Origin of the sequence: Curtobacterium sp. MCLR17_042 (assembly GCF_003234695.1) — a bacterium.
GTDB lineage: Bacteria > Actinomycetota > Actinomycetes > Actinomycetales > Microbacteriaceae > Curtobacterium > Curtobacterium flaccumfaciens.
Map to the genome: position 1 here is coordinate 107,730 of NZ_QKTD01000003.1, position 18,969 is coordinate 126,698.

The window sequence follows — 18,969 nt, forward strand, 5'->3', positions numbered from 1 at the left end:
AACGGGCCCACCCGATGGGATGGGACCCCTGCCGGGGCGGGTAGCGGCGGACCGGGACGCGCGACGGAAGGATCGACGGCATGGCAGCAACCACCGTCTCCGCAGCGCTCGACCTGGTCGTCCGCGAGGTCGGCGACCTGGCAGCCCGCCTCGACGACGCCCCGGCCCAGCGCGCACTCGACCTGATCGAGGGCGCCGACCGGGTGTTCGTCCACGGCGCGGGTCGCTCCGGCCTCGCCCTCCGCATGACCGCGATGCGCCTCATGCACCTCGGGCTCGACGCCCACGTCGTCGGCGAGGTCACCACCCCGGCCATCCGACCGGGTGACCTGCTCCTCGTCGCGAGCGGCTCCGGTACGACCACCGGCATCGTGCAGGCCGCGCGCACCGCGCACGAGGTCGGCGCATCCGTCGTGGCGCTCTCGACCACCGACGACTCCCCGCTCTCCGAGCTGGCGGACGTCACGATCGTGCTGCCCGCCGCGACGAAGACCGACCGCTCCGGCACCGCCTCGGCCCAGTACGCCGGTGGCCTCTTCGAACAGGCGGTCGCCCTGGTGGGCGACGCCGTGTTCCACGCCCTGTGGACCCGAGGCGGGCAGTCCGCCGACGACCTCTGGCCCCGTCACGCCAACCTCGAATGAAAGGCACACCCATGCAGCTCCAGTTCGCCATGGACACCCTGACCACCGAAGCCGCCCTCGAGCTCGCCGCCGCGGCCGCGCCGCACGTCGACGTCCTCGAGCTCGGCACGCCCCTGATCAAGAGCGCCGGCCTGTCCGCCGTCACCGCGATCAAGGAAGCACACCCCGACAAGATCGTGTTCGCCGACCTCAAGACCATGGACGCCGGTGAGCTCGAGGCCGACATCGCCTTCTCGGCCGGTGCCGACCTGGTCACCGTCCTCGGTGTCGCCGGCGACTCGACGATCGTCGGCGCCGTCAAGGCCGCCAAGAAGCACGGCAAGGGCATCGTCGTCGACCTGATCGGCGTCTCCGACAAGGCCGCCCGTGCCCGTGAGGTCGTCGCGCTCGGCGCCGAGTTCGTCGAGGTCCACGCCGGGCTCGACGAGCAGGCGGAAGAGGGCTTCACGTTCTCGACCCTGCTCGACGCCGGCAAGGACTCGGGCGTCCCGTTCTCGATCGCGGGCGGCGTGAACGCGTCCTCGGTCGCCTCGGTGCAGGAGGCCGGTGCCCGCATCGCCGTCGCCGGCAGCGCGATCTACAGCGCCTCGGACGTCGGCGCAGCAGCCGCCGAGATCCGCGCCGCCATCAAGGAGTAGTCCGGCACGGTCGCCCGTTGCGGGCGACATCGTGAGCAGGAATGGTCGGGTGTGCACGTCGCACCCGACCATTCCTGCTCACGAAGCGAACGCCGCCGGCTCCGATGCGCCGTACGGTGGCCACATGAACCGAGCGTTGCGCTGGACCACCTGGATCGTCGCCGTCGTCGTGCTGATCGCGGTGGTGTTCCTCGTCTGGGCGCACATCGTCATGCAGGGCACCCGCAGCGCTGCCCTGCAGGTCTGGCGCGACGACCGGATCGCGGTCCGGGACGCCGGTGACTCGGTGGTGATGACCCCGACCGGCCAGGCCGACGGGGTCGGGATCGTCTTCATCCCCGGCGCGAAGGTCGATCCGTACGCCTACATGGCCACGTTCCGGCAGGTGGTCGCCAACGGCACGACGGTGGTCATCACGAAACCGACGCTGAACCTCGCGTTCTTCGACACCCGGCCGCTCGCGACGTTCGAGGCCCACGCCCCCTCGGTCACACGCTGGGGGGTCGGTGGGCACTCCCTCGGCGGGGTCCGCGCGTGCCAGCTCGCCCAGGACGCCGACGGCCTGCTGCTGCTCGGCAGCTACTGCGCGAACGACATCAGCCGGTCGTACATCGACGTGCTGAGCGTCTCCGGTTCGCGTGACGGCCTGTCGACGCCGGCCAAGGTCGACGCCGCGCGGGACAAGCTGCCGTCGACCGCCACCATGACCGAGATCCAGGGATCGAACCACGCCGACTTCGGCGCCTACGGTGACCAGCCCGGCGACCGCACGGCGACCATCAGCCGTGCTGATGCCCGCCAGCAGATCTCGGACGCGATCGAGGCCTGGGTGCGCGACCTGCGCTGACCACGCGGGCGGACCGGCGGACGCACCACGGGCCTCCAGACGGTCTGCCTGGAGGCCCGTGGTGCGTGACGTCAGTGGATCACGCCCGCCTCGTGGTCGCGTCCGGAACGGCGCCCGGTGAACCGGGCGACGAAGTACAGGACCACGCCGACGGCGAGCAGGATCGCGGCGTAGAGCCAGACCTGACCGCTCTGCTGCGTCAGCAGCAGGATGCACGACAGCACCCCGAGCACCGGGACGAACGTCCAGACCCGGAAGTGGTCGTGCTCGACGTGGTCGCGGCGGAGCACCAGCACGGCGACGTTCGTGCTGATGAACACGAAGAGCAGCAGGAGCACGACGGTCTCGGCCAGCACGCCCACGTCGCCCACCAGGGTCAGGAGCATCGCGACGACCGTGGTGGCGACGATGGCGGTCCACGGGGTCTTCCGGTTCGGCAGGACCTTCGCGAGCAGGGCGGGCAGGAGCCGCTGCTCGGCCATGCCGTAGGTCACGCGGCTCGACATGATCATCGTGAGCAGCGCGCCGTTCGCGACGGCGACCAGGGCGATGAGGCTGAAGACCCAGTCGGGGATCGGGACACCCGTGGCGGAGACGACCGCGAGCAGCGGGCCGCTGGACTCGGACAGCTCCGACGCGGGCAGGGCGATCGCACTGGCGAGGGCGACGAGGACGTAGACGACACCGGCCGTGGCGAGGGCCCCGAACAGGGCCTTCGGGTAGACGCGGCGGGGGTCGCGGACCTCCTCCGCGATGTTGGCGGACGTCTCGAAGCCGACGAACGAGTAGTAGGCGACGATCGCGGCGCTCAGGGTCGCCAGGGCCGGGTTCGCCTCCGACGGGAACGCCCCGATCCGGGAGACGTCGCCGCCGCCACCGCCGAGCATCACGGCCACGACGACGATCACGATGACGAGGCCGGAGACCTCGATGATCGTCATCACGACGTTGCTCTTGAGCGAGTCGGAGATGCCGCGGGCGTTCAGACAGGCGATCAGGGCGAGGAAGACGATCGCGGTGGGCACGGGCGGCAGGTCGACGAACGTGCCGAGGTAGTCGCCGGCGAAGGCGAGCGACAGGCCGGCGGCGCTCGTGACGCCGGCGGCGAGCATGCTGAACCCGACCAGGAACGAGACGATCGGCGCCTTGTAGGCCCGTTCGGCGAAGACCGCGGCACCGCCGGCCTTCGGGTACTTCGTCACGAGTTCGGCGTAGGAGCCCGCGGTGAGCAGGGCCAGCAGGAGCGCGAGGACGAGCGGTGCCCAGAGCGCGCCGCCGACGTCCTTGGCCAGCGTCCCCATCAGGGCGTAGATGCCGGCGCCGAGGACGTCGCCGAGGATGAAGAGGAACAGCAGCGGGCCGGTGATCGCCTGGCGGAGCTTCGACTGCGTGCCGTCGTGGGCTGCGGCCGTGGTGTCGCTGGTCATGGTGGTGCCTTTCGTCCGGGTCAGCGTGCCGGGGCATGTCTCAGAGGTCTCACAGGTGCACCGTGGCGGGGGTCCTCCCTGCACAGCGGAGCGCCCGGCGAACTCGCTCCACAGGGTGCGGCGCGTCCGGACGTCCGGACTGGAGCGGTCCTAGACTCGTCGCGAGCCATTCGTCCACCACCAGTCCCCGGAGGACCGCAGATGACGACGCAGGACCAGCGCACGCCCGCGCGACTCAGTGACCAGCGAGCGCTCCTGTTCGACCTCGACGGCGTGCTCACCCCGACCGCCGACGTCCACATGCGTGCGTGGAGCCGACTGTTCACGCCGTACCTCGAAGCACACGGGGTCGCGCCGTACACCGAGCAGGACTACTTCACCTACATCGACGGCAAGCCCCGCTACGACGGCGTGCGCTCGCTGCTCGAGTCGCGCGGCATCGACCTGCCGCAGGGCACCCCCGACGACGCTCCCGACACCGACACGGTGTGCGGGCTCGGCAACCGGAAGAACGCGGAGTTCACCGCCGAGCTCGACGAGCACGGCGTCGAGCCCTACCCGGGCTCGCTCCGGTTCCTGACCGCCGCGATCGCCGCAGGCATGTCCGTCGCGGTCGTCTCCAGCTCGGCGAACGCCACGTCGGTGCTCCGGACGGCGGGCATCCTCGACCGGTTCCCCGTCGTCGTCGACGGGCTCGTCGCACGCCAGGACGGCCTGACCGGCAAGCCGGCGCCCGACACCTACCTCGACGCAGCGACCCGGTTCGGGCTCACCGCCGCCGAGTGCGTCGTGGTCGAGGACGCCACCAGCGGGGTCGAAGCCGGCCGCAACGGGTCGTTCGGTCTCGTCGTCGGTGTCGACCGCGGCGCCGGGGCGGACGCCCTGCGCGAGCACGGTGCCGACGTCGTGGTCTCCGACCTCGACGAACTCATCGACGAGCTGCCCGCACCGACCAGCACGACGTAGGCCACCCGGCCGGACGCTCCCTGGCTGCCGGCCGCACCGACGTACCCATCTCCCTCCCTTCCCACGGAGCAGCATGAACCCCATCACCTCGGACCCCCTCGACCGCGTCCGCTACCCGATCGACGAGTGGGCCCTCGTGGAGACCGAGTACACCCCCGACGAGCAGGGCGTCGCCGAGACGAACTTCGCCGTCGGCAACGGGTACCTCGGCCTGCGCGGCAACCTCGACGAAGGCCGTGGCGGCGTGCAGTACGGCACGTACGTCAACGGGTTCCACGAGACCTGGCCGATCCGGCACGCGGAAGACGCCTTCGGCTTCGCGAAGACCGGGCAGACGATCATCAACGCGCCGGACGCCAAGGTCATCCGCCTGTACGTCGACGACGAGCCGCTCGTGCTGGCCGAGGCCGACATCCTCCGGCACACCCGCCGGCTGGAGTTCCGCGGCGGGTACCTGTTCCGCGAGACCGAGTGGTCGACGCCGTCCGGCAAGCGGGTGCTCATCCGGGCACGTCGACTCGTGTCGTTCACCGACCGGCACCTCGCCGTCATCGACTACGAGGTCACCGTGCTCGACGCGGACGCCTCGATCCTGCTGTCGAGCCAGATCCTCAACCGCCAGGACGTGCAGGACGAGTACCACGCCGGCATGCGGGCCGCGGCGAACGCCTTCGACCCCCGCAAGGCCGAGTCGTTCACCGAGCGGGTGCTCGTGCCGAAGCTCAAGCGCAGCACCGGCGGCCGCTCGGTCCTCGGGTACCAGGCGTCCAGCTCCGGCATGACGATCTGCGTCGGCGTCGAGCACCACATCGAGACTGAGAACAGCTGGGACGAGTCGTCGTCGATCGAGGACGACCTGGCGAAGCACGTCTACCGGGTGCAGGCCCGCGCCGGGCAGCCCATCCGCCTCGTGAAGCACGTGGTCTACCACACCTCCCGCGGGGTGCCCGTGCGCGAGCTCGCCGACCGGTGCGACCGCACGCTCGACCGTGCGCACGCCGAGAACGTCGACGAGACCTTCGCGAAGCAGCGCGAGTGGCTCGACGACTACTGGGCCCGCAGCGACGTCGAGATCGCCGGTCAGCCCGCGATCCAGCAGGCCGTCCGCTGGAACCTCTTCCAGCTCGCGCAGGCCACCGCCCGCACCGACGGCCACGGCATCGCCGCGAAGGGCGTCACCGGCTCCGGCTACGGCGGCCACTACTTCTGGGACATGGAGATCTACGTCCTGCCGTTCCTGTCGTACACGGCGCCGATCGTCGCCCGGAACGCCCTGCGTTTCCGCTACAACATGCTCGACGCGGCACGGGCTCGGGCCCGCGAGCTGAACCAGCGCGGCGCCCTGTTCCCGTGGCGGACGATCAACGGTGAAGAGTCCAGCGCGTACTACGCCGCAGGCACCGCGCAGTACCACATCGACGCCGACATCTCGCATGCGCTCATGCAGTACGTGCGGGCCTCGGGCGACCGCGAGTTCCTGAAGCGCGGCGCCATCGACGTGCTCGTCGAGACCGCCCGGCTCTGGGCCGACCTCGGGTTCTGGCGGTCCAACGGTGACAAGAAGTTCCACATCGACGGCGTCACCGGGCCGGACGAGTACACGACCGTCGTCGACGACAACCTCTACACGAACGTCATGGCGCGGGCGAACCTGTGGTTCGCCGTCAACGCCTGCCGCGAGCTCGCCGCCGACGACGCCGAAGAGTACGACCGCATGGTGCGCCGGACCGGTCTGCAGCCGGACGAGCTCGTCGAGTGGGAGCACGCCGCCGAGTCGATGGAGATCCCCTTCGACCCGCACCGCGGCATCCACCCGCAGGACGCCCAGTTCCTCGACAAGGAACTCTGGGACCTCGAGAACACCCCCGAGTCCAAGCGCCCGCTGCTGCTCCACTACCACCCGCTGGTGATCTACCGGTTCCAGGTGCTGAAGCAGGCCGACGTCGTGCTCGCGCTGTTCCTGCAGGGGCACGAGTTCACCGCGGCCGAGAAGCGTCGCGACTTCGACTACTACGACGCACTCACCACCGGTGACTCGACGCTGTCCGCGGTCGTGCAGTCGATCATGGCGGCCGAGGTCGGGTACCACGACCTCGCCGACCAGTACTTCCAGACCGCGCTCTACGTCGACCTGGCGGACCTGCACGGCAACACCTCGGACGGCGTGCACATCGCGTCGACCGGTGGCATCTGGGGTGCCCTCGTCAACGGCTTCGGTGGCATGCGCGACCACGGCGGGCGGATGAGCTTCAACCCGCGGCTGCCGAAGCACTGGGACCGTCTGTCCTACCGTCTGACGGTGCGCGGATCTCGGGTCCGGGTCGACCTCGAGCAGGAAGCCATGACGCTCACGGTCGAGACCGGTTCGGGCTTCACGGTGTGGGTGCACAACCAGCAGTGGGACATCGAGGCGGGGGAGCCCACCGTGGTGCCGCTGCCGCACCACGGGCCGCGGATGTCCGGGCACGCCCCGACCACGAGCGACATCCAGGGCACGCTGCGGGCGGACGGCTCGGTCATCACCGCGTCGATCCCGACGATCTCCCTGGAGCGCGACTTCGACCTCGACGACTCGACCGGCTGACGCCGGTACCTGCGCCGCAGTCGCACGTCGCCCCGGTTCCGCCTCGCGGAGCCGGGGCGACCTGTGTTCCCGGGACGTTGCCGGCGCCTCCGAACGCGTCCAGTCGGTCCGGGGCACCGTGGTCTGCCGTGCCCCTCGGGTCGATGGCGTCTCCCCGGGCACGGTTCGTGCAACGAGAGGAGACATCATGGGCAACCGGTTCGAGGGCAAGGTCGCGATCGTCACGGGCGCAGGGTCCGGCATCGGTGAGGCGACTGCGCGCGCGTTCATCGACGAGGGCGCGTCGGTCGTGCTGACCGACAGCGTCGAGGAGAAGGTCCGCGCAGTGGGTGACTCCCTGCCGACGCACCGGGTCGTCGCCCTGCACGCCGACGTGGCGAGCCCGGAGGACTGGGAGACCGTCGTCTCGGCGGCGATCGACCGCTTCGACCGGCTCGACGTCCTGGTGAACAACGCCGGGACCTTCAGCTCGGGCGACATCACCGACATCAGCACGGCCGAGTGGCGCCGGGTCATCGAGACCGACCTGTCCGGTGTGTTCTACGGCACCCGGGCGGCCCTGCCGTTCCTGCGCGAGACGAAGGGGTCGATCGTCAACACGTCGTCGGTCTCCGGTGAGGACGCCGACTGGCGGATGAGCCCCTACAACGCAGCGAAGGGCGGCGTGACGAACTTCACCAAGGCCGCCGCGCTCGACAACGGGCAGTTCGGCGTCCGCGTCAACGCCGTCGCTCCGGGACTCATCTGGACCGACCTGACCCAGGAGCAGGCGGAGGACGAGGCCCTGCAGTCGAAGTTCACCGAGCGCATCGCCCTCGGCCGCGGGGGTCGCTCTGCCGAGGTCGCCGAGGCGATCCTGTTCCTGGCCAGCGACGCGGCCTCGTTCATCACCGGTGCGGTCCTGCCGGTGGACGGCGGGACCATGGCGAGCAACGGGCAGCCGCCGCAGGCCTGAGCCACCCCGGCGTCGGCGGCACCGTCAGCTGGCGACGAGCTCGACCTTGAACCGCTCGGCGTCCTCGAGGAAGGCCGCGTGGTGCTCCGGGCCACCGGCGAACGGGTGCCGGTCCTCGTACAGGTGTGTCCACCCGTGATCGGGAGCTTCGGCCCAGAGCCGTTCCACCGTCTCGGCAGTACCGGCGTGGAACGCCAGGTGGCTGAGCCCCGGTCGGCGGCGGTCGTGATCGCCGCCCAGCGGTGCCGATTCGAGCACGACGTACAACGGGCCGAGCCGCCAGCTCCTGCCGCGGTCCCACTGCTGGAACGGCTCGTAGCCGAGTTCGCCGAGCAGCCAGCCCCACACCCCGGCGGCGGTGTCGACGTCGGCGGTGCGGAGCTCGACGTGGTGCAGCGTGCCGATCGTCACAGGAGCTTCCGCAGGGTGTTCGTGTTGCGGGTCGTCGTCGTGCGCTTGAAGCGTGCGGCGGCGGCCCGCTTGGCGAACACGGTGTCGGTGCTCGAGCCCTTCGGACACGACCAGTAGACGACCCCGTCGCCGCGGGCGACCTGCTCGACCGAGTCGTCGTGTTCGAGGTCCGCGACCAACGCGTCGAGCGCATCGTCGTCGGACCCGAACACGACGTAGTCGTGCCGTTCGTCGGCACGCGCGAAGGGGAACCCGTCGACCACGGCCGCGAGGGCGTCGTGCCGGACGAGCACGATCCAGGCGTCGTAGCCGAACCGGTCGCGCAACCCCTGCTCGATCGACGTCTTCAGCTGCTCGGCGGGCACGTCGGCGGAGAACACGACGTTGCCCGAGGCGAGCACGGTGCGGACGTCGTCGAACCCGAGCCCTCGGAAGAGCTCCGCGAGTTCAGCGCTCCGGATCGTGATGCCGTTCACGTTGACCCCGCGCAGCAGCGCCACCCACCTGTCCATGTCCGGACGGTAGCGGTCCGGCCCGCTCACGTCCACGTCCGGGCCACGCCCCAACCGGCACCCTGCGGCACGATGTCGACCACCAGGGCCTCACCGTCGTCGTCGCTGGTCGCCTGGAACCGCCAGCCCACGGTGCGCTCGGGCGCATGGGTGATCGCGGTGGGCAGCTCGGCGCGCGTCACGGTCAGCCGGGTGGGGGTGTCGCTCACCCGCCAGCGCCGTCCGGCCCACACCAGCCGCGTCGGCGTGCCCTCGGCCCACCACACCGTGGCGGCCGTGTCGGTGATCATCATCGGGTCTCCTCGTTCGAACGTGTGTTCGAATGGTAGGCGGCAACCACTGACGGAGCAACCGGCCATTGCGTTCAGAACACGTTCTGAATAGGCTCGATCCATGACGCTCGTCGCTCCGCCCCGATCCCGACGGTCGGTGCAGTCCTCTGACCTCTCCCGCCACGCCAAGCAGGTGTTCGCTGCCGCCGAGGAAGCCCCGCTCGAGGTCACCCGTCGCGACGGGAAGCCCCTGGTCCTCACCACGAAGGAACGATCCGACGACGACGACGCGGTCCTGGACATCGCGGCACAGCTCATCGCCGCGGTGACGCTCAACGAGCAACTGCCCCTCCACGATCGGCTGGCGATCCCGTACCCGTGGATCAAGCTCCTCAGCGCCGCAGACCAGCAGCGCTTCGCCCGGGAGATCGTCGACGTCGCCCGTGGCTCGTTCTCGCTCCGGCAGCCGCGCAGACTCCTGCTCGAGATGCAGGCGTGGCGCAACAGTGCCGAGGCGATCGCCGCGGGCTGGGACACCGGAGAGCCGGAGATCCTCGCCGAGCCGATCCGCGTCGAGAAGCCCTGACGCGGTGGCGGGCCGGCGCGGCGGGGTCCCCCGGCCGATCCGTTCGACGGAGTACACGATCGTCTTCGGGACACGTGGCGCGGAACAGGGGTGGCGCGACGTGGTGGCGGTGCAGCGGAACGCAGTCGCACCACCCCAACCAGACGAAGTGACTGCGCTCGGCCTCGGCACCCCTCGTGTAGACGGGACCCATGACGAACGACGCACAGGGCCCCGACGCGCAGCATCAGGTTCCCGAGGGGGTGTCCGAGGCCACGGTCGAGGCACTCGGCAGCCTGTCCGCCGCGGTCGAGGTCATCGAGCACGCCCGCGGCCTGCTCTACGGGTTCCACCGACTGACCGGCACCGCTGACCTGAACCTCGGTGAGGCGGTCGAGCAGCTGCGGAAGGCCGGGCACACCGAACTCGCCGAGCGCATCGACACCGAACTCGTGGGCCGCAACGTCATCGCGGGCCGCTGGACGTTCCAGGTCGTCGAGGACTACGACGACGGCTACTACGCCCTCGCCAAGGAGCTCGAGCGCACCGCGCGCGACGAGCTCGTGCAGGGCCGCCGCCACCTGTTCGAGGCGGGCATGAAGGAAGACCGTCGCACCCAGGACCAGCGCCACCACGAGGCGACGCCGAGCGACCTGCCGGACTGAGCACGGGCCTCCAGGCCGACGCCGTCGACGCCGTCGACCGCGTCCCGCCCGCCGCCGCACAACCAAAGACGGCTCGCGCCATGGAATCCCGTGGCGCGAGCCGATCTTGGTTGTGCCGGACCGAACCGAACCGTCCGGAAGCAAGGTCGGACGAGCGCCTCAGCCGACGCCGAGCAGCGCCTCCAGCGGCCCCCGCGCGAAGTACAGCAGGAAGCCCGCGGCGACGACGTAGAGCAGCCACGAGACCTCACGGCCACGGCCGGACAGCAGCTTGATGAGCACCCAGCTGATGAAGCCGGCGCCGATGCCGTTCGCGATCGAGTAGGTCAGCGGCATGACGACGATCGTCAGGAACGCCGGCAGGGCCGAGCCGAAGTCCGACCACGAGATGTCCGCGACCTGCGCGACCATGAGCGCACCGACGACGACGAGCCCGGCGGCGGCGACCTCGAGCGGGACGACCTGGGTGAGCGGCGTGAGGAACATCGACGCCAGGAACAGCAGGCCGGTGACGACCGAGGCCATGCCCGTGCGGGCGCCCTCGCCGATGCCGGAGGCCGAGTCGATGAAGACGGTGTTCGACGACACCGACGCGCCACCACCGGCGATCGCGCCGACGCCCTCGACGACGAGCGCCGACTTCAGGCGGGGGAACGTGCCGTCCGGCTTCGCGACACCGGCGGCCTTGGCCAGACCGGTCATGGTGCCCATGGCGTCGAAGAAGTTCGTGAACACGAGGGTGAAGACGAGCATCGACGCGGCGAGCGGGCCGATGCGGGTGAAGGCACCGAAGACGTCGGCGTGGCCGACGAGCGACAGGTCCGGCACGGCGAACAGTGCGCTCGGCAGGCCGGGGGCGTTGAGGTTCCAGCCGGTCTTCGAGTCGACCGAGGTCGGCACCTGGAAGATCGCCTGCAGGATGATCGCGATGATGGTGGTCGCGACGATGCCGATGAGCAGCGCACCCTTGACCCGGCGGGCCATGAGCGTGCCGATGATGATCAGGCCGATGAGGAACACGATGGTCGGCAGGGCCCCGACGGAGCCGTCCTCGCCGAGCTGCAGCGGCGGCGAGGCGAGCCCGGAGGACCGCACGAAGCCGGAGTCGACGAGCCCGATGAAGGCGATGAACAGGCCGATGCCGACCGTGATCGCGGCCTTGAGCTGGGCCGGGACGGCGGTGAAGATCATCGTCCGGATGCCGGTCAACGCGAGGATCACGATGATCACACCGTTGATGACGACCAGCCCCATCGCCTCGGCCCAGGTGACCTGGTGCACGACGCTGACGGCGAGGAACGAGTTGATCCCGAGCCCCGCGGCGATGCCGAACGGCAGGTTCGCGATGATGCCCATCGCGATGGTCATCACGCCGGCGACGAGGCCGGTCGCCGCGGCCACCTGAGCGTTCTCGAGCCATCCACCGCTGACGTCCTTGGCGGCCTGGTCGGCGCTGAACCCGCCGAGGATGAGGGGGTTCAGGATGACGATGTACGCCATCGTCACGAACGAGACGAGGCCACCGCGGACCTCGCGGGGGATCGACGATCCGCGTTGCGTGATGGAGAAGAATCGATCGAGGCCGGTCGCGAAGCGGTTCCGGGGCGTGGTGTCGGTCTGCGGGGCGCTCACCACGAGAGTTTAAAGGACGCTGGGTTTCGGGCGTGTCACACCGGTCTCACAGGTTGTGACGGCCGGGAGGCCCGTTCCACGCGGTTCGCGCACCTCGCGCTGGGCGTCTGCCCGCGTTCTCCGGCCAGGGCTGGTGTTGGATGAACGGGTGACGTCACCCATGGACCGCGCCCGTGTGGAGGCCGCCGTCCGCGAGCTGCTGCTCGCCATCGGCGAGGATCCCGACCGCCCGGAACTCACCCGCACCCCCGCCCGGGTCGCCGACTCGTACGCCGAGTTCTTCTCCGGGATCGGCATCGACGCGGTCGCGATCGCCCGGGACGGCACCGTGCACGCCGAGGACGGTGAGCGCGGTCGGCTCGTCATCGTCCGGGACGTGAAGTTCCGTTCCGTCTGCGAGCACCACCTGCTGCCGTTCCTCGGGGTCGCGCACCTGGCGTACGCGCCGGGCGACCGGCTCATCGGGCTCGGCACGCTGGCGCGGGTGCTCGACGCGGTGGCCTCCCGCCCGCAACTGCAGGAGCGGCTCGGCGAACAGGTCGCCGCGACCATCGCCGAGGGGCTCGGTGCCGAGGGCGTCCTGGTGGTCCTCGACGCGCAGCACCAGTGCGTCACGACGCGTGGGGAGCGCCAGACCGGTTCGACGACGGTGACGGTGGCGGCGAACGGTTCGCTGGCCGACGCCGCGGGACGGGCCGAGGCGATCGCGCTCATCGGTGCGGGGCGTGGGACCGAGGCCGAGCACGACGAGCGTGCCGGGGCGGACGCATGACGGGCCTCCCGGACGGCGCGGCCGGACCCGGCACGGCCGGACCCGGCCCGGCCGGACCCGGCTGGGTCGTGCCGGACCTGCGCCACCCGGTCCGGACGTTCGGCCGCCGCACCATCGACTTCGACCACCGCATCGCCGTGATGGCGATCGTGAACCGCACCCCCGACTCGTTCCACGACCGCGGCGCCACCTTCGAGCTCGACCGGGCCGTCGCCGCCTCGGTCCGCGCCGCCGAGCAGGGCGCCGACTGGGTCGACATCGGCGGCGTGAAGTTCGCCCCCGGCCCGGAACTGCCCGCCTCCGACGAGATCGACCGCGTCGTGCCCGTCGTCGAGCAGCTCGCCCAGCAGTCCGACGTCGTCATCAGCGTCGACACCTTCCGCCCGGAGGTCGCCTCAGCGGCGATCGCAGCCGGGGCGACCGTCGTCAACGACACCACCGGCCTGTCCGACCCGCGGATGGCCGCCGTGGTCGCCGACTCCGAGGCCACCGTCGTCATCACGCACTCGCTCGCGGAACCCCGTCGTCCGCTGCCCGCGCCGCCGCAGTACGGCGACATCGCGGGCGAGGTCGTCGCGTTCCTGCGCGAACGGGTCGACCGAGCGCTCGCCGCGGGCATCCCCGAATCGCGGATCATCGTCGACCCGGGCCACGACCTGCACAAGAACACCGTGCACACCCTCGAGCTCACCCGTCGGCTGCCCGAGGTCGTCGCGCTCGGCTACCCGGTCCTCGCCGCGGTGTCGAACAAGGACTTCGTCGGGGAGTCGCTCGGACGCCCCCGCGGGGAACGGCTCTCCGGATCGCTCGCCGTCGCGACCGTGAGCGCGATGCTCGGCGCCCGGATCGTCCGGATGCACGACGTCGCCGAGAGCGTCGACGCGATGCGCATGGTCGAGGCCACGCTCGGATGGCGCACCCCCGTGGAATCGAGGCACAACACGTGAACGTCCTGCCCCCGTCGATCGCGGACCTGTCCGACGACGACCTGCTCGACCTCTACACCGCCGACGCCGGGGCCCCCTGGCTCCGGGTGAACTTCGTCGCCACGCTGGACGGTTCGGCCTCGGCTGCCGGGGTGTCCGGGTCGCTCGGTGGCGACGACGACCTGCGCGTCTTCGACCTGCTCCGGCGGGTGGCCGACGTCGTGCTCGTCGCCGCTGGCACCGTCCGCGACGAGGGCTACGGGCCGATGGTCCTGCACGACGCCGACGTTGCCTGGCGTCGGACGCACGGCAAGCCGGACCACCCCGTGTTCGCGATCGTCACCGGCTCGCTGTCGCTCGACCCGGGGTCTCGGGTGTTCACCGAGGCGCCGGTGCGCCCGATCGTCCTGACGTCGGCGACGGCGGCCGCGTCGTCGAAGGCCCAGGCGCTCGCCGAGGTCGCCGACGTCGTGCCCTGCAGCGCGGACGACGAGCCGGACTCGGTCGACGCCGGGCGGATCCGAGGCGTGCTGGCCGACCGTGGCCTCGGGATGATCCACTGCGAGGGAGGGCCGTCGTTCCTCGGGGCGCTCATCGCCGCGGACGCCGTCGACGAGCTCACCCTGACGATCGACCCGTCGCTCGAGGGCGGGGAGGGGCCGCGCATCGCCCGCGGGTCGTCGCCGGAGCTCCGGCGGATGCGACCGGCGCACGTGCTGCTCGGCGCCGGCGGTGTGCTGCTCACCCGGTACGTCCGGGCGCACTGACACCGCTCGACCGCGGACCGCGGGACGGTCGGGCCCGTGGGCTAGGGTCGGGCGCGTGATCGACATCGTGGCGTCCGGGGTCCTCTTCGACATGGACGGGACGCTCGTCGACTCGACCGCGGTGGTCGAGGCGACCTGGACCCGGTTCGGCCACGCGAACGGCATCGACCCCGACGAGATCCTCGCGTTCTCGCACGGACGGCAGGCGATCGACACCCTGCGGCGCTTCCTGCCCGACCTGCCCCTGGCCGAGCAGCAGCGGATCGCGGCGGAACTCGTCGCCGAGGAGACCGCGAGCACCGAGGGCATCCTCGAGATCCCCGGCGCCGTCGCCTTCGTGCAGCGGCTCGTCGAACTCGGCGTCCCGGTGGCCCTCGTGACGAGTGCACCGCGTGACCTCGCCGCGGGCCGGATGGCAGCCGCCGGGTTCGCCGTGCCCGAGGCCTTCGTGCCCTCGGAGGACGTCGAGCACGGCAAGCCCCACCCCGACGGCTACCTGCGCGGGGCTGCCCTGCTCGGCCTCGACCCGACCGACTGCGTGGCGTTCGAGGACGCCCCGGCCGGACTCGAGTCCGCCATCGCCTCCGGCGCGACCACGGTCGTCGTCGGGCCCCTCGAGCACCCGGTGACGGCCGGCCTGCACCGAGTGCACGGGTACGACGGGCTCACGGTCGAGCGCGACGGCGAGGCCTTCCGCATCCGCGGCTGAGCGCGGCGCCCGGCCTGCGCGCCCGCCGGTCTGCCGCCGGTCAGGACACCCCGCCTGGCCTGCGCCGAGTGGTCAGGAACCGTCGGCTGCGCCGCCGCCAGCCGACGCTTCGCGACCACCCGGCGGACGTGAGCGGGGTGTTGCGACCGGCCGAACGACCGACCGGACCCCCGAGCCGCCCCTGGAGGCCTGCCCAGCCGACCCCGACGACCCTCGGGTGTGCGGCCGGAACGACCGGGCCGCGGAAGGAGCGGATCATGGCAACCCTCGACGGCAAGAAGATCCTCGTCATCACGACGAACTACGGCGTGGAGCAGGACGAGATCGTCGTCCCCACCGAGCAGCTGCGTGAGCGCGGTGCCTCGGTGACCGTGGCGGCGAAGGAGACCGGCACGATCCAGACCCTGGTCGGCGACAAGGACCCGGGGCAGACGCTCGAGCCGGACACCACCATCGCCGGTGTCGACGCGAAGGACTTCGACGCGCTCGTGATCCCCGGCGGCACGATCAATGCCGACACGCTGCGCCAGGAGTCCCGCGCGGCGACGCTCGTGCAGGCCTTCGCGGAGGCGAGCAAGCCGGTCGCGGCGATCTGCCACGGCCCGTGGACCCTCGTCGAGGCGGGCGTGCTGTCCGGCAAGACCGTCACCTCGTTCCCGTCGCTGCAGACGGACCTGCGCAATGCCGGTGCCGAGTGGGTCGACCAAGAGGTCCAGGTCGACGGCGGCTTCATCACGTCCCGCACCCCGGACGACCTGCCGGCGTTCGTCGACGCGATCGAGAGCGCTCTCACCGCCTGAGCACTGCGCCGCCTGAGCCGAGTCTCGGCCGGCGCAGGACGGTCGCCCGACCGGCGACCGCGTCAGCCGAGCACCACGGGGCGGGCCGTGCGGAGCACCGCCGGACCGAGGGTGAGCACACCGTCGGACTCCGGGTCGCACCGCACGCCGCCCCGGCCGCGCATCGCCCGGAACGCCCCGGGTGCCACCTCGTGGTCCATCCAGGCGCAGGGGTTCGCCGCGCGGTAGCCACGGAACCGGACGGCACGGCCGAGGTCGTCGCTGCCGTCGCCACCGGGAAGCACGCTCTCCAGCGAGAACGGCTCGCCCCGCAGCGCCTCGACGTCGGCACCGCGGAGGAACACGTTCCGCCGGGTCGCAGCGGGGTCGACGGTCGCCCCGATCGCCGTGCCGACGGCTTCGAGCCCCTCCAGGCCGATCACCGTGACCGAGGCGTGCACGTGCGCCCGGGCCGCGAAGTACCGGTCGCCGACGATGCCCAGCCCGGATCGCAGCTCGATCCGGTCGCGTGACTCGTCCGGATCGTCCGCGCGCACCGGCAGCGCGCCGTCGGCCGGGCGTCCCTCGTACCGGTGCCGCGGCGAGACGAGCAGCAGCGCGACCTCGACCTCGGTCCGGAACGGCAGGTCGTCGAGACCGGCCACGTCGTCTGCGGAAGTCACGCGGCTAACGCTAGCCGGGCCTCCCGGCCGTGCGCTGCTCCGTCCGATTCCCGCCAGTCGACGTCGGCGGCGCATGTCAGGCTGAGCCCATGACCAGCCCGGACACCGACGCGCAGCCCGACGCGCTGCACGCCGAACGGCACCGCGCCGTCGCCTCGCGCGACGCGCGCTTCGACGGCCAGTTCGTCACCGCCGTGCACTCCACCGGCATCTACTGCCGGCCCAGCTGCCCGGCCCGCACGCCGAAGGTCTCGGGCGTCACCTTCTACCGCACGAGCGCCGCAGCGCACCTCGCCGGCTTCCGCGCCTGCAAGCGCTGCCTGCCCGAGGCGACCCCCGGCAGCCCCGAGTGGGACCTGCGCGAGGACGTCGCCGGCCGGGCGATGCGGCTCGTCCTCGACGGCGTCGTCGAGCGCGACGGCGTGCCCGGGCTCGCCGCGCGCGTGGGCTACTCGGAGCGGCAGCTCAACCGCATCATGACGGCCGAGCTGGGCGCCGGGCCGAAGGCGCTCAGCCGGGCGCACCGGGCGCAGACCGCGCGGACCCTGCTCACCTCGTCCGACCTGCCCGTCGCCGACGTCGCGTTCGCCGCGGGCTTCGCCAGCGTCCGGCAGTTCAACGACACCGTGCGCGAGGTCTTCGCCGTCACCCCGACGGAGCTCCGCGCACGTCGGTCCGGGCGAGGCGACGGCGCCACGGACGGCGGCGACGGCGCACTGCACGTCCACCTGCCGGCCCGGGCACCCTTCGACGCGCAGGGCCTGCTCGACTGGCACGCGCTGCACGCCCTGCCGGGCACGGAGCAGGTGGACACCGACCCCACGGGCCGGGTCACGTCGTACGGGCGGCTGGTCGGCCTGCCTGGAGGCCCGGGCTGGTTCAGCGCGTCGGCAGCCGTCCCCGACGTGGCCGGGCGGGGCACCGGGATCGACCTGCGCGTGCGGGTCACCGACCTCTCCGACCTGCCCGCGCTCGTGGCGCGGGTGCGTGCGCTGTTCGACCTCGACGCCGACCCGGTCGCCGTCGACGCCGTCCTCGGAGCCGTGCCCGAGCTCGCCGGCCCCGTCGCACGGGTGCCCGGCCTCCGGCTCCCCGGCGCGGTGGACGCGCACGAGATCGTGTTCCGCACCCTGATCGGGCAGCAGGTCTCGGTGGCCGCAGCGCGCACGGCGCAGACCCGGCTCGTGGCCGCACTCGGCGCGACGGTGCCGGACGCCATCCGGCCCGGCGGACTGCTCTTCCCGTCGGCGGCGGTGATCGCCGAACGCGGGCACGAGGTGCTGCGCGGCCCCGCCGCCCGCGTCGACACGATCCTGCGGGTGGCCGCCGCGCTCGCCGACGGGTCCCTGGTGGTGGACGGTGGGCAGTCGCTCGGTGACCTGCGCGACGGACTCCTCGCGGTGAAGGGCATCGGACCGTGGACCGCCGACTACGTCGCGCTGCGGGTCCGGCACCACCCCGACATCTTCCTCCACAGCGACCTCGCCGTGCGGAACGGTGCACAGGAACTCGGGCTGCCCGGAACGGCGCGCGAGCTCTCCCTATGGTCGGAGCAGGTGGCCCCCTGGCGGAGCTACCTCACGATGCACTGCTGGCGACCGATCATCGACCGCGCGATGACCGCGACCGCCGGCGCCCGTGCAGCCCGTGCCCCCGAGGACCCCCGGAAGGACGACCGATGACCGACGCAACCATCCAGACCCTGGACACCCCCGACGGGGCGTTCACCGTGCTCGAAGACGCCGAGGGCAGGGTCCTCGCCTCCGGGTGGACCGACTCCGTCGAGCGGATCCTCGCCCGCCTGGCCGATCGCCACCGCCCCGACCGCGTGCTCGACGGCGTGGTCGCCTCGGCCGAGGCCGTCGATGCCTTCTACTCGGGGGAGGTCGAGCACGCCATGCAGGTACCGGTCCGGCAGTTCGGCACCGAGCTCTTCACCGAGGGGTGGCGCCAGCTCCGCCGGATCCCCGCCGGCGGCACCCTGACCTACACCGGGTTCGCGGCGGCGATGGGCCGGCCCGACGCCGTGCGGGCGGCGGCGAGCGTGTGTGCCCGGAACGCCCCGGCGCTCTTCGTCCCATGCCACCGGGTGTTGCGCTCGGACGGCACGCTCGGCGGCTTCGCCTGGGGCCTCGACGTCAAGCGATCACTGCTCGAACGGGAGTCGGTCGGCACAACGGCACTCGTTTGACTTGTACAAAACGCTCTAGAATGT

21 protein-coding genes are annotated in these 18,969 nt (G+C 71.7%); 15 read left to right on the forward strand and 6 right to left on the reverse strand.

The features are described from left to right. Positions 1 to 80: 80 nt before the first annotated feature. From hxlB to DEJ02_RS04880, 3 genes are all read left to right on the forward strand, one after another. Positions 81 to 644: a 6-phospho-3-hexuloisomerase gene (hxlB, locus tag DEJ02_RS04870; protein WP_071406216.1), complete on the forward strand. Its 564-nt coding sequence runs from the start codon at positions 81 to 83 to the stop codon at positions 642 to 644. Positions 645 to 655: 11 nt separating this feature from the next. Next, positions 656 to 1,282, forward strand: a complete 627-nt coding sequence (hxlA, locus tag DEJ02_RS04875; protein WP_111032204.1) for a 3-hexulose-6-phosphate synthase — start codon at positions 656 to 658, stop codon at positions 1,280 to 1,282. Between the two features lie 124 nt (positions 1,283 to 1,406). After that, entirely contained in the window at positions 1,407 to 2,129 is a 723-nt protein-coding gene (locus DEJ02_RS04880; RefSeq protein WP_111023339.1) for an alpha/beta hydrolase, read from the forward strand. Positions 2,130 to 2,200: 71 nt separating this feature from the next. On the opposite strand, the gene DEJ02_RS04885 is transcribed toward DEJ02_RS04880, so the two are convergent. Next, a complete protein-coding gene (locus tag DEJ02_RS04885) occupies positions 2,201 to 3,556 on the reverse strand; it encodes an APC family permease (RefSeq protein ID WP_111032205.1) in 1,356 nt (451 codons plus the stop codon). Between the two features lie 201 nt (positions 3,557 to 3,757). On the opposite strand from DEJ02_RS04885, the gene DEJ02_RS04890 reads away from it, so the two are divergent. The 3 genes from DEJ02_RS04890 to DEJ02_RS04900 all read left to right on the forward strand — a co-directional run bounded on the left by DEJ02_RS04890 (position 3,758) and on the right by DEJ02_RS04900 (position 8,061). Next, positions 3,758 to 4,522: an HAD family phosphatase gene (locus DEJ02_RS04890; protein WP_111032206.1), complete on the forward strand. Its 765-nt coding sequence runs from the start codon at positions 3,758 to 3,760 to the stop codon at positions 4,520 to 4,522. A 73-nt stretch (positions 4,523 to 4,595) separates the two neighbouring features. Further along, complete coding sequence (locus tag DEJ02_RS04895) at positions 4,596 to 7,106, forward strand: glycoside hydrolase family 65 protein (protein WP_111023337.1); 2,511 nt, start codon at positions 4,596 to 4,598, stop codon at positions 7,104 to 7,106. 187 nt (positions 7,107 to 7,293) lie between these two features. Further along, on the forward strand, positions 7,294 to 8,061 hold the full coding sequence (locus DEJ02_RS04900; RefSeq protein WP_071406210.1) for an SDR family NAD(P)-dependent oxidoreductase: 768 nt from the start codon (positions 7,294 to 7,296) through the stop codon (positions 8,059 to 8,061). Positions 8,062 to 8,085: 24 nt separating this feature from the next. Here the strand turns inward: DEJ02_RS04900 and DEJ02_RS04905 are convergent, their stop codons facing one another. The 3 genes from DEJ02_RS04905 to DEJ02_RS04915 are packed head-to-tail and all read right to left on the reverse strand — an operon-like array spanning position 8,086 to position 9,277. After that, positions 8,086 to 8,472, reverse strand: coding sequence for a VOC family protein (locus tag DEJ02_RS04905; protein WP_111032207.1), 387 nt, complete (start codon positions 8,470 to 8,472; stop codon positions 8,086 to 8,088). Then, positions 8,469 to 8,984 carry a DUF1697 domain-containing protein gene (locus tag DEJ02_RS04910; RefSeq protein WP_111032286.1) on the reverse strand — a complete coding sequence of 172 codons (516 nt, stop codon included), beginning with the start codon at positions 8,982 to 8,984 and terminating at the stop codon, positions 8,469 to 8,471. Before DEJ02_RS04910 ends, DEJ02_RS04905 begins: the two co-directional genes overlap by 4 nt. A gap of 26 nt (positions 8,985 to 9,010) precedes the next feature. Continuing rightward, complete coding sequence (locus tag DEJ02_RS04915) at positions 9,011 to 9,277, reverse strand: hypothetical protein (RefSeq protein ID WP_035809269.1); 267 nt, start codon at positions 9,275 to 9,277, stop codon at positions 9,011 to 9,013. 100 nt (positions 9,278 to 9,377) lie between these two features. Between DEJ02_RS04915 and DEJ02_RS04920 the strand changes: the two genes are divergently transcribed. Both DEJ02_RS04920 and DEJ02_RS04925 read left to right on the forward strand, forming a co-directional pair. Continuing rightward, positions 9,378 to 9,842 carry a hypothetical protein gene (locus DEJ02_RS04920; protein ID WP_027466785.1) on the forward strand — a complete coding sequence of 155 codons (465 nt, stop codon included), beginning with the start codon at positions 9,378 to 9,380 and terminating at the stop codon, positions 9,840 to 9,842. A gap of 191 nt (positions 9,843 to 10,033) precedes the next feature. Beyond that, the gene (locus DEJ02_RS04925; RefSeq protein WP_111032208.1) at positions 10,034 to 10,486 is read left to right on the forward strand and encodes a hypothetical protein; all 453 of its coding nucleotides are present in this window, start codon (positions 10,034 to 10,036) and stop codon (positions 10,484 to 10,486) included. Between the two features lie 159 nt (positions 10,487 to 10,645). Here the strand turns inward: DEJ02_RS04925 and DEJ02_RS04930 are convergent, their stop codons facing one another. Next, on the reverse strand, positions 10,646 to 12,121 hold the full coding sequence (locus DEJ02_RS04930; RefSeq protein WP_027466783.1) for an NCS2 family permease: 1,476 nt from the start codon (positions 12,119 to 12,121) through the stop codon (positions 10,646 to 10,648). 157 nt (positions 12,122 to 12,278) lie between these two features. Between DEJ02_RS04930 and folE the strand changes: the two genes are divergently transcribed. From folE to DEJ02_RS04955, 5 genes are all read left to right on the forward strand, one after another. Then, entirely contained in the window at positions 12,279 to 12,890 is a 612-nt protein-coding gene (gene folE / locus DEJ02_RS04935) for a GTP cyclohydrolase I (RefSeq protein ID WP_111032209.1), read from the forward strand. Continuing rightward, entirely contained in the window at positions 12,887 to 13,837 is a 951-nt protein-coding gene (gene folP / locus DEJ02_RS04940) for a dihydropteroate synthase (RefSeq protein WP_258378660.1), read from the forward strand. The genes folE and folP overlap by 4 nt, the downstream gene beginning before the upstream one ends. Continuing rightward, a complete protein-coding gene (locus tag DEJ02_RS04945; protein WP_258378661.1) occupies positions 13,834 to 14,583 on the forward strand; it encodes a pyrimidine reductase family protein in 750 nt (249 codons plus the stop codon). The genes folP and DEJ02_RS04945 overlap by 4 nt, the downstream gene beginning before the upstream one ends. A 55-nt stretch (positions 14,584 to 14,638) precedes the next feature. Beyond that, positions 14,639 to 15,292, forward strand: a complete 654-nt coding sequence (locus tag DEJ02_RS04950) for an HAD-IA family hydrolase (protein WP_071406201.1) — start codon at positions 14,639 to 14,641, stop codon at positions 15,290 to 15,292. Positions 15,293 to 15,549: 257 nt separating this feature from the next. Then, the gene (locus tag DEJ02_RS04955) at positions 15,550 to 16,092 is read left to right on the forward strand and encodes a type 1 glutamine amidotransferase domain-containing protein (RefSeq protein ID WP_071245566.1); all 543 of its coding nucleotides are present in this window, start codon (positions 15,550 to 15,552) and stop codon (positions 16,090 to 16,092) included. Positions 16,093 to 16,154: 62 nt separating this feature from the next. Here the strand turns inward: DEJ02_RS04955 and DEJ02_RS04960 are convergent, their stop codons facing one another. Continuing rightward, positions 16,155 to 16,754, reverse strand: a complete 600-nt coding sequence (locus tag DEJ02_RS04960; protein WP_258378662.1) for a molybdenum cofactor biosysynthesis protein — start codon at positions 16,752 to 16,754, stop codon at positions 16,155 to 16,157. An 89-nt stretch (positions 16,755 to 16,843) separates the two neighbouring features. Between DEJ02_RS04960 and DEJ02_RS04965 the strand changes: the two genes are divergently transcribed. Next, the gene (locus DEJ02_RS04965) at positions 16,844 to 18,436 is read left to right on the forward strand and encodes an AlkA N-terminal domain-containing protein (protein ID WP_111032212.1); all 1,593 of its coding nucleotides are present in this window, start codon (positions 16,844 to 16,846) and stop codon (positions 18,434 to 18,436) included. After that, positions 18,433 to 18,945 carry a methylated-DNA--[protein]-cysteine S-methyltransferase gene (locus tag DEJ02_RS04970; RefSeq protein WP_111032213.1) on the forward strand — a complete coding sequence of 171 codons (513 nt, stop codon included), beginning with the start codon at positions 18,433 to 18,435 and terminating at the stop codon, positions 18,943 to 18,945. The genes DEJ02_RS04965 and DEJ02_RS04970 overlap by 4 nt, the downstream gene beginning before the upstream one ends. The last annotated feature ends 24 nt before the right edge of the window (positions 18,946 to 18,969 follow it).

Bases quoted from the DNA above. Each gene is read 5' to 3' on its own strand.
- DEJ02_RS04890 (WP_111032206.1), top strand. From the start codon at position 3,758: ATGACGACGCAGGACCAGCGCACGCCCGCGCGACTCAGTGACCAGCGA.
- hxlA (WP_111032204.1), top strand. From the start codon at position 656: ATGCAGCTCCAGTTCGCCATGGACACCCTGACCACCGAAGCCGCCCTC.
- DEJ02_RS04955 (WP_071245566.1), top strand. From the start codon at position 15,550: ATGGCAACCCTCGACGGCAAGAAGATCCTCGTCATCACGACGAACTAC.
- hxlB (WP_071406216.1), top strand. From the start codon at position 81: ATGGCAGCAACCACCGTCTCCGCAGCGCTCGACCTGGTCGTCCGCGAG.
- DEJ02_RS04925 (WP_111032208.1), top strand. From the start codon at position 10,034: ATGACGAACGACGCACAGGGCCCCGACGCGCAGCATCAGGTTCCCGAG.
- DEJ02_RS04965 (WP_111032212.1), top strand. From the start codon at position 16,844: ATGACCAGCCCGGACACCGACGCGCAGCCCGACGCGCTGCACGCCGAA.
- DEJ02_RS04895 (WP_111023337.1), top strand. From the start codon at position 4,596: ATGAACCCCATCACCTCGGACCCCCTCGACCGCGTCCGCTACCCGATC.
- DEJ02_RS04910 (WP_111032286.1), bottom strand. From the start codon at position 8,984: ATGGACAGGTGGGTGGCGCTGCTGCGCGGGGTCAACGTGAACGGCATC.
- DEJ02_RS04920 (WP_027466785.1), top strand. From the start codon at position 9,378: ATGACGCTCGTCGCTCCGCCCCGATCCCGACGGTCGGTGCAGTCCTCT.
- DEJ02_RS04900 (WP_071406210.1), top strand. From the start codon at position 7,294: ATGGGCAACCGGTTCGAGGGCAAGGTCGCGATCGTCACGGGCGCAGGG.
- folP (WP_258378660.1), top strand. From the start codon at position 12,887: ATGACGGGCCTCCCGGACGGCGCGGCCGGACCCGGCACGGCCGGACCC.
- DEJ02_RS04915 (WP_035809269.1), bottom strand. From the start codon at position 9,277: ATGATGATCACCGACACGGCCGCCACGGTGTGGTGGGCCGAGGGCACG.
- DEJ02_RS04970 (WP_111032213.1), top strand. From the start codon at position 18,433: ATGACCGACGCAACCATCCAGACCCTGGACACCCCCGACGGGGCGTTC.
- folE (WP_111032209.1), top strand. From the start codon at position 12,279: ATGGACCGCGCCCGTGTGGAGGCCGCCGTCCGCGAGCTGCTGCTCGCC.
- DEJ02_RS04880 (WP_111023339.1), top strand. From the start codon at position 1,407: ATGAACCGAGCGTTGCGCTGGACCACCTGGATCGTCGCCGTCGTCGTG.
- DEJ02_RS04885 (WP_111032205.1), bottom strand. From the start codon at position 3,556: ATGACCAGCGACACCACGGCCGCAGCCCACGACGGCACGCAGTCGAAG.